The sequence below is a fragment of the Streptomyces sp. NPDC044003 genome (assembly GCF_056435185.1).
The window spans coordinates 13,341-29,244 of the sequence record NZ_JBWKFA010000020.1 but is presented as its reverse complement, the minus strand read 5'-3'; the positions used below and the strand labels follow the sequence as shown (position 1 = coordinate 29,244).

Below are 15,904 nucleotides of genomic sequence, written 5' to 3'. Positions count from 1 at the left end.
CAATCATCTGCTGGCGGTGCCTCAAGAAGCAGTGCTGATCTGAGCCCTCAGCCCGAACCGGCGACCAGTGCCTCGCCGAGCGGGGTGCGCCGGTAGAGCACCGACCGTCCGGACCGGGCGCGGACGAGCAGCCCCGCGCCTCGCAGGATGGCGAGGTGGTCTCCTACCGCGCCGGGTGCCATGGCGAGGCTTCGGGCGAGGTGGCTCGTACTGGCCGGGGCGTCCAGCGCCAACAGCAGCCGGGCTCGGGCCCGGCCGACCAGGGCGGTCAGCGCGTCCGGTTGGGGGACGGTCGCCTGTTCGCCCCACAGGGCGGCGGTACCGCGGGCACGATAGACCAAGGTCCTGGGCCAGGGGTCTTCCAGGTGGGCGGCGATATGCCCGACGAAGACCGAAGGGATCAGCAGGAGCCCGTCGCCGGCGAGGCGGACTGTTCCGCCTCGGAAGAAGCCGATCTCGATACCGCCGACGCACCAGGCGATGCCCGGGTGCAGGCTCTCGATGGTCGTGGCCCATCCGTGTTCGCCGATCACACCCACCCGGTGCACGACATCGCGCTCACAGATCGCGCGCAGTTGCGGCCAGTCCGTTGCGAGCAGCTCGTGCCACGCCTGGTCCATCGCCTCGGCGATCCTGGAGACGGCGTCCGTCGAGTCCAGCACTGCGCGTACGCGGGGATCACGGGCGGACGGGCCGGTCGCGGTGGTGGCGATTTCGTGGCGGGCCGATTCCAGCGGTGTGGCCCGGATCATGGCCAGGTCGTCTGCCCAGGTCTGGTTGAGGCCGCGCGGGGGCGGGGCGACGAAGTTCGGTCCGCCTTGCGGGGCCTGCAGGGCGAGGGCGGCGTCCAGTTCGGTCTCGCGGCGAAGCCGTTCAAAGGCCGGCATGAGCCGGGTGGCCCAGGCTCGCGGCAGCGGCCGGCCGTGGCCGGCGAGCGAGCGCAGCAGCAGGCAGAGGTCCAGCGCGGGCGACAGTGCGAAGCGGCTGCGCAGCAGGTCCTCGACGGAGACTTCGAAACGGAGCACCCTGCGATGCTACCGCCGGACGCCTGCTCCGATTCGTCCAGCGACGAATCATTGGTGAGTGGCGTGGGCGCACGACGAGGCTGGGCGTCATGACCCCAACCGTCGAACCCGCGCAGGGCAACCGCCGTGCCACCTACCGTGAGGTGCTTGCCGAGCCGCGATTCCGGCTGCTCTTCTCGACCCGCACCGTCGCGATCACGGCGGACTCACTGCGGATCACCACGTTCTCGGTTCTGGTCTTCGCGGCCACCGGCTCCGCGCTGTTGAGCGCACTGGCTTTCGGTATCGGCTTTCTCCCGCAGTTGTTCGGCTCGCTGCTGCTGGGCTCACTGGCCGACCAACTGCCGCCCCGCGCGCTCATCGCCGGCGGCTACGCCTTGGAGTGCGCCGCCGCCCTGCTGCTCGCCCTGGTGCGGATGCCGATCGCGGCAAGCCTCGGTGTCGTGGCACTGGTCGCCCTCGCCACACCGGTGTTCAGCGGCGCGTCGAGTCGGCTGGTCGCGCAGTGGCTGGAGGGCGACGCCTATGTACTGGGCCGTTCACTGAACAACATCGCTGCCTCCGGCGCGCAATTGTTAGGTCTGGCGCTGGGAGGTGCGGTCGTCGCGGTACTCGGCCTGCGCCGGGCGCTCGCGGTAAGCGCCGCCCTCTACCTCGGCTGCGCGCTCGCTGTCCGCATGCGGCTACCGCGGCTGCAGCTGGGAGAGTTCGGCGGCACACCCGGCAGCGCTCGAGGCGATGGCGGGGCCGTCCGGGCAAGCCTGCACGGCGCCGGCATGCTGCTGCGCGGACTCACGGTGCGACGACTGATGCTGGCCCTGTGGCTACCGCCCGCGTTCGTAGCGGGCGCGGAAGGCCTGATCGTCGCCTACGCGGGAGGACGCCACTTCGCGCCCGGCGAGTACGCGGTGCTGATGGGCTGTCTGCCGGCAGGCATGCTTGTCGGTGACCTTCTGGTGGGTCGACTGTTACCGCCATCCACCCGGGAGCGACTGGTAGCCCCGTTGATTGCGCTGATGGGACTGCCGCTGGTCGGCTTCGCTGCCGAGCCCGGAGTGGGCGTCTCGTCCTGTCTGCTGCTGCTCTGCGGCTTCGGATTCGCCTACGGTCTCGGCCTGCAACGGCCGCTCCTGGACGCCCTGCCGCAGGATCGCCAGGGCCAGGCCTTCGGTCTGCTCGGGTCCGGCAGCATGACGCTTCAGGGCGTCGGGCCCGCCTGCTTCGGCTCGGTGGCCGCAGGCATCGGAACAGGCGGCGCAATCGCCCTGGCAGGCGGCGCGGCGGCGCTTACCGCCGGCTGGATTCTCACCTGGCACCCGCCCACCTCCACGCCTCTCTGACAGACAGTCATTCCCGGTAGCTCATTGCGTAAAGAGTCCTAAGCCTCGGCTCTGCCAGCCGTTGCGGACCATGTACGGGATCTTGAAACCACGAACAGACCATGGAAGGTTCATGCCGCATGATCGATGAATTCGCGAAAGCCACACTGCACGGGCGACTGCGGCGGGACCGCGAGACGCTGCTCTGGAAACTCGACGGCCTGTCCGAGTACGACGCCCGCCGGCCTGTGACAGCGACCGGGACCAACCTCCTCGGCCTGGTCAAACACCTGGCCAACGTCGAGGCCAGGTACTTCGGCGAGGTCTTCGACCGCCCTTCCCCGGAACCGCTGCCCCGGTGGCAGGACTTTGACGGCAGCGATCTGTGGGCGAGCGAGCACGAGACCCGCGATGAGATCGTCGGGTTCTACCGGCGCACGTGGGAGCATTCGGACGCGACGATCGCCGAGCTTCCCCTCGACGCCTCCGGCCACGTGCCGTGGTGGCCGCAGCCTCATGCCGACACGAACCTGTTCGCCGTCATGGTCCACGTCCTCGGCGAGTCCATCCGGCATGCCGGGCACGCCGACATCCTGCGCGAGACCCTCGACGGCCGGACCGGGCTGCGCCCCGAACACGAGAAGCAGATCGACGAGGAAGCCCGTGCGGCCTACCGCGCGAAGATCGAGCAGGCCGCCAGGTCGGCCGCATCAATCAAGGCTTAGTCGGGCACCCCGGACAGCCTGATGTCAGCTCCCCTGCCGGCACTTGCGATCTCCGGGCACCCGGCCACCCGATGAGCCCGCGTCAGCTGATGGGCGTTCAGTCCACGCCTTCGTCGTCCTCGTCCCGCTCGAGCGCGTCCGAGTCGCTCAGCGGGCGCAGGGCGCCGGCGACCGGGGTCGAGGCAGTGAAGCTGGAGCGGCCGAGCAGGTTCTGGTTGCGGTGCTTGAGCGGGGAGAGCCGGGTGATGCCCTCCTCGCGGATCTCATGGCCCTCGGCCTGGTAGCTGGGCTAGGGCGGCGTCGACGTAACGGGTCGTCCAGAACACCATGGTGCTGAGGATCAGGATGAGCGAGCCGGTTTGGTCCTCCACACCGTCCCGGAATGCCTCGTGGACGTGTGCCGCGCTTGCCGTGGCACACGTCCCGGGCCGGCTTGTGGCGGGAGATCGCCTGCTCGTACGGGCGCTGAGCTGTGCGGCCGACGCCGTACAGATGGACGTCCAGCACACTCCGGCGCGTGGACGGCATTGCACTCACCCCGCGGCCCCGGGACGGCGGTGCGCCAGGCGGCGCAGATCGGCGAGCGGCTTCCGGCAGGCTGAAGTCTCCACGAGTTCTGCAGGGCCCCCGCGGTCCCGTCAGAGAGCGTCCGCTCGGGCGGCGCCGGGGCGCCGGGCTGGGCTGGGCTGGGGCGGGAGCTCCGCCGCGCGGACCTGCTGAATGTGGACGACTGCGCTGTCGACGGCTCGCACGTGCCGGCTCTCAAAGGGCGGATCATGTCGGTCCCTCACCCGTGGACCGTGCCCGTCCGGGCTCCAGGCACCCTCTGATCGTCGACCGCCACGGCACTCCACTGGCCGTCACGCTCACCGGCGGCAACTGCCACGACGTCACCCAGCTCCTTCCGCTGCTGAACGAGGTTCCGCCGATTCGCGGCCGGCGTGGGCGTCCCCGCCGCCCGCAAGCCCCGAGGCATGGACGCCGACCGCTGCCATGACTTCGATAAGTATTGCCGTCTGCTGTGGAAGCGCTGCATCAAGCCGGTGATCGCCCGCCGCGGCGTCGCCCACGGTTCCGGACTTGGCAAGGTGCGCTGGGTCGTAGAGCGCGCCTTCGCCTGGCTTCATCACTTCAAGCACCTGCGAATCCATTACGGACGCCGGGGCTGACCTCCACCTCGGCATGTCGTTGCGGGACCTCGGCCGCCGCCGGCAGCCTTGTGAAGGCTTCGCCGGCTGCCCGTGATCACTGCGGCCTCCGCCTCCCAAGACAAGTCCCGGTCGTCAAAGTAGAAGACGTCGTAGTCCTTGATCCCGCTGGTGGGGTGGCTGTCCGTGACCACGTTCCAGACGGTCTGGAACCGACAGCCCGCCGTCACGTACCAATTGGGGAGCCCAGCTCTGCTGTGCGGTTCAGCACCTCCACCAGCACTCCGTTACGGGCCAGCGCGGACTTCATGCTCGCCGAGAGGAAGGCGACCGATCATTGCCCATGCCTGCCGCGTGACGGACCCACAACGCCTGCGGCCCTCCTTCCCGGCTCTCCCGATCGATCTGATTCTGAAACGGTCTGTTAGCGGTAGAAAGTCCGGCCAGCGGCGCCGGATGAGACCGACCAGACCTCGACGATCAACCCATTGGAGACCCTGAGGACGTCGATTCCGCTCCTGGCGACCTTCCCCCCGCCCTCGGCCGTGAAGCTCGCGAGGTAGGGGCGTGCGACAAGTCCGGACGGTGCGCCGTCGGCAAGCGTGAGATCGACGACGGCGGTCCCCTCCGCTGCGAAGACAAGCCCGGTGTGGGACTTGTGCCAGGAAGCGATGATTTCGGCAAGCTGTTGCGGGGCGCGGATCTCGTCGAAGGCGTCGGTACCGGCCTGTGCATAACGCAGCACGAATTCCGGCGCCATGATCTCGTTGACGAGATCGAGATCACCGTTCCACATGGCCGTCCACTGATCGAACAGGACGACACCAAACGCGCGCATGCCGTGGTCGCCCACAACTACCCCCTGAGTCAAGGATCTTCGTAACGTGACGACCGTAGCAACCACCTACGACAGTCACCGGCCCACACTCGTCCGACCTTGCCCGAGCACTGCCGCTCACGGCCCCCGGCCCGGTCGCACTCGGCGATGATGCCGTCCACCAGGACGCACTCAGGACACGCGTGGCGCAGGGCTTGTGTATTTGACAGGGCCTTTGTGCGGCGAGGAGTTCGATCACGCTCTGTACGTAGGCGTGGGCACGCCCTCGGTGATCCGGAAGCCCGCGGCAGGCTTCGCGCAGGTACACCAGGACCACGACTGCGCGTTGCTAGGGCCTCAACTTGCCCCGGCGGCCACCCTCAGAGATGCCATCTGCTTGAAGACATCCCTGATCCCCGCGTCAAGGAACCGGATACGCCAGGCAAGACAGCCGAGCGTAGGGACTATCACCGCCTCCGACATCTCCAGGTTCCTTCCCCCGTGGCGCACTGGACGACGAGCCGAGGCAGAGACAGCCCCTCCAACGGCTCCTTGGCCATCTTCAGAACCCGGTCGCCTCAACAGGACCGCCGCCGTTCCTCGGCACGACCCCGGCCTCACCGCTGAGCACGGACCGAGCGGCGGCTTCCGCAACGCCCTCCACACCGGCAGCCCGAAGAGCCCGGGTCAGCCCGCTCCGTAGGTACCAATGCCCTCCACACCGGCCCGCTTCACCAGGCCCAGGGCCGTGCCCAGTCCAGCAGTTCCTGGTAGCCGGCCGGCAGCAGCCGCTGCACACGATCCGGTACCGAGAACCACACCAAGCAAGCTGATGGCCACAGCAACGTGGCAGTTCTTGTGCGTATCGGCGCCGACCACGACCTCGGTCCGCTCTGCCCCTGCAAGAGCGATCACGAACGCGCCTTCCTCACCCTGGTCGGAACTGCGCACCGCCGGAGACCAGCTCGCCCAGAGATCCCATTCTTTTCCGCCACCCCCGCCTCCTCGACGCCTGCACGACCGCCCCAGACACCGAAGACCTGGGACGGCTCCGCCCTTCACCCCCGCACATCCGCTCTGTACCCAACCGCTCCTCAGCACCCTCCACAGTGTCCATACCGGCACGGACACTGCTCAGCGACCTCCCGCACGTCGTCCGGGATCGCCCAAGAGCCGCGCTCGGAACAAGGAGCCTTGCCGGGCCCTCGTCACCCCCGGTGGGCGGTCGGCGGGGGACCCTCGGGGTGGTCTGACGCGGCCACAGGCAGCGCCGGCCCGCTTCTGCCGAAACGTCGTCCCGGGACAATCCACGTACGTGTACGTCTCCGCGTTGCTGTCCTGTGCCATGGGGGGCCATGGGGGCACGCGGGTGCATGGACCGGGGTACCGGTGGTGCGCACGGGCCAATCCGAGGTGCAGTCGGTGCCGGGGCCACCGACGCTTGGGGGAACGATGCCTGACGCGCTGAGGAGGGAACATGACACCGCTGGCCCGGATTCCGTTGGCGGGCGGGGGCAGCATCCTCGTCGAAGGGTCGGGGCTGCCGACCGGCCCCGTACAGGCTGGTCGCATCAGTGATGCCGTGCACGAACTGCCGGTAAGTCTGCAGGCGGCTCTGGAACCCGTCACGGAAGCGGCGCGCGCCACGCTCGAACAGTTGCGCAAGGCCCGGCCCGACCAGATCACCGTCGAGTTCGGTCTCGACCTTGCGGTCGAGGCCGGGGCTGTGATCACCAAGAGCCAGGCGATGTGTCACCTGAAGGTGACGATGTCGTGGATGCGGGCGGTTCTTGACGAGCGTGGGGGCCGATCGGTGAACGGGGCCGGGCAGTGAAGGGCGCCGAGCAGTCGGACCTGCCCCGTGCCGTGGCGCAGATCCTCGACCCGGACAGCCGGGTGGCCGGGGCCGGATTCCTGGTGGCCGAGGACGTCCTGGTCACCTGCGCACACGTCGTCCGGGCGGCGGGAAGCGGCCCGGGTGGCAGCGTGCGCCTGGCGTTCCCCCACGTGGAAGGCGCTCCCCAGGCCGAGGGACAGGTCCTCGAAGAGGCGTGGCGTGCCCCGGAGGCCGAGGACGTCGCGTTCGTACGACTGAGCAGTACTGCTCCGCGCGTGGCTCCGCTGCCGCTGGGCTCCGCGGCCGGGTGCCGGGGCCACGCGGTGCGCTCGTTCGGGTTCCCCGCCCAGGCCCCGCCGGACGGACACTTCGGCTTCGGTGTGGCCGGCGAGCTGCTGCCGGCGACCGAGAGCAGGGGTGCGCATCTTCAGTTGACCGCCGCCAACGACCTCACCACCGGCTTCAGCGGTGGACCGGTGCTGGACGAGGTGACCGGCCTGGTCATCGGCATGCTGACGGAGATCACGACCCCCGACGAGCACGAACGGGGGCAGGGCATCGCGTACGTCACTCCCACGCAGGTCCTCAGGGAGGTCCTGCCGACGCTCGCCGAGCAGGACCTGTGCCCGTACCAAGGGCTGGAGTCGTTCACCGCCGAACGGGCCCGCTGGTTCGAGGGCCGCAGGGAGGCGGTACGGCAGGTGGTGGCCAACCTGGCCGGCGGACATCGGCTCACCCTGCTGCTCGGGCCTTCCGGCTCGGGCAAGTCGTCCCTCGTCCAGGCCGGTGTGCTGCGGGCGCTGGCGGCGGGCGCTCTGCCGGGCAGTGACCGGTGGCTGCCCGTCGTCGTCCGGCCGCGTCAGGACCTGGTGGCCGAGATGGAACGGGCGGGACTGCCCGGCGTGGCCACGGACGGCATCGCCGCGGCGGTGGGCAGCAGACTGGCCGCCGAGCCCGATCGGGATCGCGTCCTGCTGATCGTCGACCAGTTCGAGGAACTCCTCACCGGACCTGCGGCAAGAGGGCAGGAGGGCCGTACGGGAGTTGCCGCTGTCGCGGACCAGATCGCCCAGGCGGCCGGCTCACCGGCCTCGCTCTCCGTCGTGCTGATCATGCGTGACGACTTCTACCCCCAACTGGCCGCCGTGGCCCCCCGACTGCTCGAAGCCTCGATGCCGGGACTCCTCAACGTACAGGGCACCCTGAGCGAGGAGGACCTGCACGACATCATCGTCCTGCCCGCCCAGGACGTGGGACTGCACTTCCAGCCGGGTCTGCCCGAGCAGATGATCGCCGACGTCCTGGCCGCGAGCCCCGAGGAGGCGGCGACGAGCCGCCGGGCACCGGCCACCGTGCTGCCGATGCTGGAGCTCGCGCTCAGCCAGCTGTGGCTCCGGCGCGAGGACGGCTACCTCACCCACGAGGCGTACCGGCGCATCGGAGCGGTCAGCGGAAGCCTCGCCACGTGGTGCGACGCCGCACTCAACCAGCTGCCGTCAGGACAACGGCCCGTTGCGCAGGGCATCCTGACCGCCCTGGTCCACCCGGCCGACCCGGCCCGCCGCGTTCCCGCCGTTCGTGCGCAGGTTCCGCTCGACGAACTGCGCGAGCTGGTGGCGGGTGGCGGCGGAGCGGACGGGGCCGGTCGCACCGAGGGCGACACCCGCAGAGCTGGTGGCGGTGGCGGTGGCAGGGACCACGCCGTGGACGAGGTCATCGGCGGCCTCGCGCACCACCGCATCATCATCACCCATCGCGTCGACGCCCCGACCGGACGGGCGGTGGCCGAACTGGTCCATGACTCCCTCATCCGCGACTGGGGCACCCTGCGGGAGTGGGTCGGTCAGGACCACCGTTTCCAGGAGTGGCTCGACCACACACGGGAACGCCGTGCCCGCTGGGCCGCGCAGCGCGACCCGGGAGACCTCCTGGCCGGGACGGCTCTGGCGGAGGGCCTGGAATGGTCGCGGCAACGTCGTCTGCCGGGCGACATCACAGCTTTCCTCACTGCCAGCAAGCAGCGTCAGCAAGCCGTGATCCGGCGCAGCAGGCGCCTCAACGGCATCCTCGCCGGACTGCTCGTCCTCGCGCTCGTCGCCGCGGGCGGCGCCCTGTGGCAATGGCGGACAGCGGTCGGGCGACAGCAGGCGGCCCTGTCCCGACAGCTCGCCACCCAGTCCGACACGCTGAGCGACACCAACCCCGAGCTCTCCGCCCTCCTGGCCATCCAGGCCTACCGCACCAGCCCGACAAGCGAGTCCGCCGCCAGCCTGCGGTCCTCCGCCACCCTCCCGCTGCACCGCCGCTGGTCCGGCCACACCAACCTGGTCAATTCCCTGGCGTTCAGCCCGGACGGCCGGACGCTTGCCACCGGCAGCAGCGACAAGACCGTACGGCTCTGGGACGTGGACACCGGCAAGACCCGCACCGTGCTCAAGGGCCACACCGACACGGTGACGGCGGTGGCGGCCAGTCCCGACGGCAGCACCTTCGCCACCGGCAGTCTGGACGGCACCGCACGGCTGTGGGACGCCAAGACCGGCAGGCTGCGCACCACCCTGCCCAGGCAGTCCGACGACGTCTGGGCGGTGGTGTTCAGCCCCGACGGCAGCACCCTCGCCGTCTGTGACGGCGACAGGAAGGCGAGGCTGTGGGAGCTGGGCACCAGAAAGGTCCGCGCCACCCTCGAGGGACACACCGACCAGGTGGTGTCGATCGCCTTCAGCCGGGACAGCCGCACCGCCGTCACCGGCAGCTGGGACCGGACCGCGCGCATGTGGGACGCCCACACCGGACAGTCCCTCAGAAAGCTGGAGGGGCAGTCCGCAGCGTTGCAGTCGGTGGCACTCAGCCGGGACGGCAATACGCTCGCCACCGCCAGCTGGGACGGCACAGCATGGTTGTGGGACGCCAAGACGGGCAAGCCGCGCCTTTCCCTGAGCGGGCACTCCGATGTGGTGTATTCGATGGCGTTCAGCCCCGATGACCGCACCCTCGCCACCGGCAGCGTCGACCACACGGCGCGACTGTGGGACGTGGCCACCGGTGCGCCCCGCGACAAGTTGGCGGGGCACACCAACATGGTCTACGCGGTGGCCTTCAGTCCGGACGGCCGGACCCTCGCCACCGGCAGCCGCGACGAGACCGTACGACTGTGGGACATCGCGCGTTCGATCCGGACGACCCTGGTGGGGCACATCAACCAGGTGGCCGCCGTGGCGTACCGTCCCGACGGCCGCATCCTCGCCACGGCCAGCGCCGACTTCACCGTGCGCCTGTGGAACATGCCGGCCGGCACGCTGCGCACCACCTTGAGGGGCCACACCCAGGCGGTGAACGCCGTCGCGTTCAGCCCGGACGGCCAGACCCTCGCCACCGGCAGCGCCGACAAGACGGTACGCCTGTGGGACGTGGCCACCGGGAAGGAGCGCGGACAGCTGCTCGGCCACCAGGGCGGGGTGAACTCCGTGGCGTTCAGCTCGGACCGCCGTACTCTCGCCACGGGCAGCAGCGACAAGACAGCGCGGTTGTGGGACCTGGCCACCCGCAAGGAACGTACCGCCCTGCTCGACCACGACGAGCAGGTGTACGGCGTGGCATTCAGTCCCGACGGCAGCACGCTCGCCACCGCGGTCGGAGACTTCACGGCGCGGTTGTGGGACGCGAAAACCGGCAAGGAGCGCACCGTCCTGCGCGGACACACCGACCAGGTCCAGTCGGTGGCGTTCAGCCCTCACGGCGACACCCTCGCCACCGGAAGTCTCGACTACACCACCCGGGTGTGGGACGCGAAAACCGGCAAGACCCGCAAGACCCTGCTCGGGCACTACGACGGCGTGGTCTCCGCTGTCTTCAGCCCTGACGGCCGGACTCTCGCCACCGGCAGCATCGACTCGTCCGCGATCCTGTGGGACGTGGCCGCCGGGAAGTCCCGCACCATCCTGTGGGGGCACTTCAACGCACTGACCGCCGTGGCCTTCAGCCCCGACGGCCACACCCTCGCCACCGGGAGCGCGGACCGGACGGCCCGGCTGTGGGAGGTCCGCCTCATCCCGACCGACGAAGCCATCAAGAAGATCTGCCGCACGGTCGGCCGCGACCTCACCCCAGCGGAGCGGACGGCGTACCTGCCGGGGCGGTCCACCAGCCCCGTATGCGACTGAGCACTAGCGCGAACGCGGCGGGGAGCAGGTCGACGAAGCGGTCGAGCTCGGGGTCGTGGCTCGTTCACGTGAAGCGGCTCCGGCTCAACTGGCGTGGCGCGTCTCCACTGCATGCGCAGAGCCTGTCGACCCAAAGCCCAGCCGCCGGCTCTTACGGACACCGACGATCGCCGCTGCAACCGCGACGATCGTGAAGAAGACGACCGGGAAGGGACTCTTACACCTGGCTGCGGTCACCACCATGCAGTCAGTCGGGGCAGGTGTTCCGGTAGCCGGTGCCCGGCAGGTAGCGGACCCACTCCTCGCGGGTCAGGCCGCCATCGGCGACCAGGCAGGCGGTCCGGTCGAGGCTGCCGCGCAGGGCGTAGGCCGGCCGGAGGTCCCAGAGCGCGACCCCACCGCCGAAGCCGGCGGTGGCCAGGATCCGGCCATCGGACGAGAACACCATCCGGGTGATGCCGTCCACCTTGCCGGAGAGGGCGGTGCTCAGCTGTCGGGGCTGGGCGGGGTTGCCAAGATCCCACAGGAGGACGTTCCCGTCGCTCCCGCCGGTCGCCATGAGGGCAGCCGAGGGGGCGAGCGCCACGCTGGGACTGTCGCTGCCGTGCGGGACGAGCGGATCGCCGAGGCGCCGGGCGTGGGCGGGATCCTTCAGATCCCAGAGGATGACGGCACCCGCAAGGTCGCTGGTCGCCAGCACATCGCCCGATGGGGACATCGCCCCACCGGCCACCTCGTGGGCATGGCCGGTCAGAGCCTGCCCGAGTCGGCGTGGGTGGCCGGGGTCGGAGATGTCCCAGAGCCGTGCGCCGTTCGGATCTCCCGACCCGACCAACGGCGTGGTGGTGCTATTGCCCTGGATCAGCACGCCGGCACTGTCCGAGTACGTGATCGAGATCGTCGGTTCGGGGACCGGACTGCGCGTCACCGTCGGACTGCCGGAGCCGGCCACGAGGGCCAGGACACGCCCGTCGCGGACCCGCCACACGCCCAGCGTGGCTTCATCGTGGAGCACTTCCGCGAGACGGCGCGGCCTGGCAGCATCTCCGACGTCCCAGATCGCCGTGGCGAGGCTCCCCGGCGCGACGAGGGTCCTGCCGTCGGCCGAGAACACCAGGCCTCCCACGGTCAAGGCCGAGTCCGTGAGAGGGGAACCCAGCCGGCGGGGGTGCTTGCGATCGGACAGATCCCAGAGGACTACCGTCGCCTTTCCGACAACGCCGTCCGGGGCGCTGCCACCGGTGGCCAGGGTCCTGCCGTCGGGGGCGAAGGCGACGGCGCGGACTTCCTCGTCGGTGTGCCCGGTGAGAGCGGGCACCGTCGCGAGCCTGCGTGGCCGGGCGGGCTCGGTGGTGTCCCACAGGGCAACCGTGTGGTCCGAGGCGCCGGTCGCCAGCATCGTGCCGTCTTCGGACATGGCCAGGGCGTCGATTCTGCCGTACCGCCCCGTGTGCCCGACGAAGGGAGGCCCGAAGGCGCGCGGGTGGCCGGCGCGCGCCAGGTTCCAGAGGGTGATGATGCCGTCGGTGCTTCCACTGGCGGCCCTCAGCCCGTCCGGGGAGAACGCCATGGTGGCTTCTGTCTGGCCGGCCGTCAGCTGGTCGGTCGTCCGTGGGGCGTCGATGGAGGAGACGTCCCAGAGCAGTAGCCCGGCGTCCCCGACCGACCCGGCCGCCAGGGTGGATCCGCGCGGTGAGAAGGCCAGACCCGAACTGCGCGTCACGCGGCTGAGGGCACGGGCGGGTTTCGGGTGGGCCGGGTCGGCGACGTTCCACAGATCGGTGCCGAAGAGACCGCCGCCGAGTGCGAGCGTCCTACCGTCTGCGGAGAGGGCGAGCGCAACCACAAGGTCGCGCTGCGCGGGCTCGATCCGGCCGAGCTGCCGCGGCGCCCGGCGCTGCCGGATGTTCCACAGGGTCACGGGTCCTTCCCAGGTGTGGCGGCCGGACGCGGCGATCCTGCTGCCGTCGGACGAGAACGCGACGGCTTGAACCGGCTCGCGGGTGACGGCGGTCGGCGGCCCGAACGGCCGGATCCGGGCGGGGTCGGTCACATCCAGGAGCTGAAGCCCCGGGGCGGCCTCGCTCGACCTGGCCAGCACGGTGCCGTCCGGCGACAGCCAGGTGCTCGTCCCGCTCTTCTCCACCCCCCGCAGCGGAGTTCCCATGAGCCGCGGATGCCGTGGGTCGGTCAGATCCCAGACGGCGACGGCCCCGTCCCTGTCCGCAGCGACGAGCCGGTTCCCGCCTTTCGAGAAGCCCACCGTCTCGACGCCGCGCGCGTCCGGGATGCCGATCGCCTTACCGAGCTGGCGCGGGCGCAGTGGGTCGCTGACGTCCCACAGCATGATGCCGCCCCGCTCGAAGCCGGCCGCCAGGTATCGGCCGTCGGGGGAATAGACCACCGAGGTCACCGGGCTGTCGAGGCCGGTGAGTTGTCCCGCGAACGGAGTGGTGCTGATCGCCTTCTGCAACGAGCCGTACGTGTCGGCGTCGGCGTGCAGCCGATGAGCGGCGATGTGGAGCCTCAGCGCGGTCCGTGGATCGGTCTGCAACGCCGCCTCGGCCTGGGCCATCAGCTGTCGACTCGCCGCGACCCGCTGTTGTTCCTGTGCGGTGGAGCGTTGCTGCAGGGCCACGATCGCCGCGGTGGAGGTGAGGACGGCCAGTGTCGCCAGTCCGGCGATCAACGAGCGCCGGATCCGGGTCGAGCGCCGGGCGTTGCGGCCGGACGCGGCGAGGAAGGCGGACGCGGTCGCGGTCGGCCGGTCGTGATCCCTACGGTTCGCCCAGTCACGGGCCGTTTGCAGCCGGAGACCCCGGTAGAGCAGGCCGGGATCATGGCGGTTGTCGGCCCACTCGTGCGCCGCCTGCTCGAGCTGCTGGCGGATCAGCAGGCCGGTCCGGTCGGTGTCGATCCACCGGCGCAGCCGGGGCCAGGCGCGCAGCAGGGCCTCATGGCTGATCTCGACCGTGTCCTGTCGCTGCGTCAGCAGCCGACCTCGAGTGAACGCGTCGATGGTCGCGGTGAGGGCTACGGGGTCGTCACCGAGGTCGGCCAGTTCGGTACGGGCGAGCCTGCGCCGGGTGTCCTGAGTGCCGTCACCGATCCGTACGAGTCGCAGGAACAGCGTGCGTGCGGCCTGTCGCTCGGCCGGGTCGAGCGCGCCGAAGATCCTTTCGGCGGTCGTGGCGATGGCCTGGTGGATGCCGCCGGTGGCCCGGTAGGCGTCCACGGTGAGGGTGTGGCCGTGCCGTTGTTGCCAGCAGGCGCGCAGGGCATGGGCGAGGTACGGCAGTCGGCCGACCTCGTACGTGCCGCCGTCCTCTGCCGCCGCGTCTCCCCCACGTCCGTCCTCCGTACCTGCTGCGGTGGCGCCGACGCCCGCAGCGTCCTCCGTCCCCGCGTCCCTTGCGCCCGTGGGCTCCCCAGGGTCGTCGGCGCCGAGGTCGCGCAGCAGCAGCTCGACCAGGCCCGGCTCCACTTCCAGGCCCACGTCTCGCGCCGGGAACAGGATCGCCTCCCGCAGCTCCGCGCGGGTCATCGGCCCGACCAGCAGCTGTCCCTGTCGCAGGGCCTCGCGCAGCTGCGGAAAGCCGGCGCAGGAGCCGTAGAAGTCCGACCGCAGCCCGTACACGACCACTGCGCGCGGGCGCTGCCCGCCGGGTCCGGTCCCGGCGAGTCCGGCGAGCAGGTCGAGAAACCGGTGCTGCTCCCGTTCGCCGACCCCGAGGGTGAACAGTTCCTCCAGCTGGTCGACCACTACCACGAACCGGCCTGTCTCCGCCGTGCTGCCCGCGCCTTCGAGCTCCCCGATGCTCAGGCCGGTGTGTTCGGCCAGGCCCGCGGCCAAGGCGGCCAAGGGCTGCGCTGTCGGGGTGATCAGCACGTGGGGCCAGGCGGCCGAGCCCGCGACCGGCAGTGCGCCCCGCCGGACCGCGGGCAGCAGGCCGGCCCGCAGCAGCGAGGACTTGCCGGCCCCCGAGGGCGCGGTCACGACCAGCGGCCCGCCGGTGACCAGTCGTTCGTCGAGCCGGAGGAGGAGCTCGGCGGTCAGGCGGTCCCGCCCGAAGAACCACCGGGCCTGTTCGGCGTCGAAGGCCGCGAGCCCCGGGTACGGGCACTCGCCGTCCGGCTCGCCGCCCCGCACGGCCTGCCGGGTCCTGCGGAGCCCGTCCTCGTAGTGCACGTGCAGGTCCCGCTCGGCGACGTACTGGTCCCGAGCCGCCTGAAAGATCCGACTCCGGTCGGCGGCCCAGGCGTGCAGGCCGGTCTCACCGCTCTCGGGCTCGCTCACGAACCGGTGATGTGCTGGTCGCGGCCGGCCTGGAACACCCGCGCCTGGCCGGACGCCTCCGCCTTCATCACCAGCTTCCCGATCCGGGTCCGCTCCTCGACCGGCAACACAGGGACGAGCCCCTCCTCCAGCAGTCGCCGCACCTCGGCCACCATCGAAGCGTCTTCGCGCACCAACCGCTGGAACTCGCTCTGCCAGGCACCGGCCAACGCCCGCTCGGCCTCCGCGTCGCCCGCCCGACGGGCGTCCAACACCTCCGCCCGAACGGCCTCAAGATCCGTGCCCACCTGCTCGGCACGCTCCGGACGCCACCTGCGCCACAATGCGACGACCGCGTCCCGGGCCTGCTCCCACGCACTGGTCGCCATCGCCGACACCAATGCCGTGCCCGCGGCCGTCACCATCGGATCCATCCCGCACCCTCACTCCGGACCACCCGAGACAAGCACCGTAAGTCGACGCCTCCACCTGACCGCGATCGACATCACACCGACGCGGCCCTACATCAGCCCGATGGGCCAATCCCGCGACCTGGCGGTCCAGCGGGGCCGATCAGAAGGTTGCGCCGGCGAC

At 70.6% G+C, this 15,904-nt stretch carries 8 protein-coding genes and 3 pseudogenes; 5 read left to right on the top strand and 6 right to left on the bottom strand.

The features are described 5' to 3' along the window. Nucleotides 1-47 precede the first annotated feature (47 nt). Entirely contained in the window at nucleotides 48-1,025 is a 978-nt protein-coding gene (locus tag AC07AW_RS40160; RefSeq protein ID WP_478820405.1) for a winged helix-turn-helix domain-containing protein, read from the bottom strand. An 89-nt stretch (nucleotides 1,026-1,114) separates the two neighbouring features. Here AC07AW_RS40160 and AC07AW_RS40155 point away from each other — a divergent pair, with 89 nt between their 5' ends. Further along, a complete protein-coding gene (locus AC07AW_RS40155; RefSeq protein WP_478820404.1) occupies nucleotides 1,115-2,365 on the top strand; it encodes an MFS transporter in 1,251 nt (416 codons plus the stop codon). Nucleotides 2,366-2,484: 119 nt separating this feature from the next. Beyond that, complete coding sequence (locus AC07AW_RS40150) at nucleotides 2,485-3,069, top strand: DinB family protein (RefSeq protein WP_478820403.1); 585 nt, start codon at nucleotides 2,485-2,487, stop codon at nucleotides 3,067-3,069. 97 nt (nucleotides 3,070-3,166) lie between these two features. Here the strand turns inward: AC07AW_RS40150 and AC07AW_RS40145 are convergent. Next, nucleotides 3,167-3,513, bottom strand: a pseudogene (locus tag AC07AW_RS40145) (Tn3 family transposase); the annotation flags it as partial. Nucleotides 3,514-3,764: 251 nt separating this feature from the next. Between AC07AW_RS40145 and AC07AW_RS40140 the strand changes: the two are divergent. Next, nucleotides 3,765-4,314: pseudogene (locus AC07AW_RS40140) on the top strand (transposase); the annotation flags it as partial. A gap of 37 nt (nucleotides 4,315-4,351) precedes the next feature. Here AC07AW_RS40140 and AC07AW_RS40135 read toward each other — a convergent pair. Then, nucleotides 4,352-4,411: pseudogene (locus AC07AW_RS40135) on the bottom strand (hypothetical protein); the annotation flags it as partial. A 230-nt stretch (nucleotides 4,412-4,641) separates the two neighbouring features. Next, nucleotides 4,642-5,070 (bottom strand): nuclear transport factor 2 family protein, encoded by a 429-nt coding sequence (locus AC07AW_RS40130; protein WP_478820402.1) that lies wholly within the window; start codon nucleotides 5,068-5,070, stop codon nucleotides 4,642-4,644. 1,441 nt (nucleotides 5,071-6,511) lie between these two features. Here AC07AW_RS40130 and AC07AW_RS40125 point away from each other — a divergent pair. Further along, nucleotides 6,512-6,868 carry a CU044_2847 family protein gene (locus AC07AW_RS40125; RefSeq protein WP_478820401.1) on the top strand — a complete coding sequence of 119 codons (357 nt, stop codon included), beginning with the start codon at nucleotides 6,512-6,514 and terminating at the stop codon, nucleotides 6,866-6,868. Beyond that, on the top strand, nucleotides 6,865-11,034 hold the full coding sequence (locus AC07AW_RS40120; protein ID WP_478820400.1) for an nSTAND1 domain-containing NTPase: 4,170 nt from the start codon (nucleotides 6,865-6,867) through the stop codon (nucleotides 11,032-11,034). Before AC07AW_RS40125 ends, AC07AW_RS40120 begins: the two co-directional genes overlap by 4 nt. 247 nt (nucleotides 11,035-11,281) lie before the next feature. Here AC07AW_RS40120 and AC07AW_RS40115 read toward each other — a convergent pair whose 3' ends face one another. Both AC07AW_RS40115 and AC07AW_RS40110 read right to left on the bottom strand, forming a co-directional pair. Beyond that, a complete protein-coding gene (locus AC07AW_RS40115) occupies nucleotides 11,282-15,331 on the bottom strand; it encodes a WD40 repeat domain-containing protein (protein ID WP_478820399.1) in 4,050 nt (1,349 codons plus the stop codon). After that, a complete protein-coding gene (locus AC07AW_RS40110) occupies nucleotides 15,328-15,744 on the bottom strand; it encodes a hypothetical protein (RefSeq protein WP_478820398.1) in 417 nt (138 codons plus the stop codon). Before AC07AW_RS40110 ends, AC07AW_RS40115 begins: the two co-directional genes overlap by 4 nt. Nucleotides 15,745-15,904: the final 160 nt, after the last annotated feature.

What these genes read in the sequence shown, in the direction of transcription:
- AC07AW_RS40150 (WP_478820403.1), top strand. Translation starts at nt 2,485, where the DNA reads ATGATCGATGAATTCGCGAAAGCCACACTGCACGGGCGACTGCGGCGG.
- AC07AW_RS40155 (WP_478820404.1), top strand. Translation starts at nt 1,115, where the DNA reads ATGACCCCAACCGTCGAACCCGCGCAGGGCAACCGCCGTGCCACCTAC.
- AC07AW_RS40125 (WP_478820401.1), top strand. Translation starts at nt 6,512, where the DNA reads ATGACACCGCTGGCCCGGATTCCGTTGGCGGGCGGGGGCAGCATCCTC.
- AC07AW_RS40110 (WP_478820398.1), bottom strand. Translation starts at nt 15,744, where the DNA reads ATGGATCCGATGGTGACGGCCGCGGGCACGGCATTGGTGTCGGCGATG.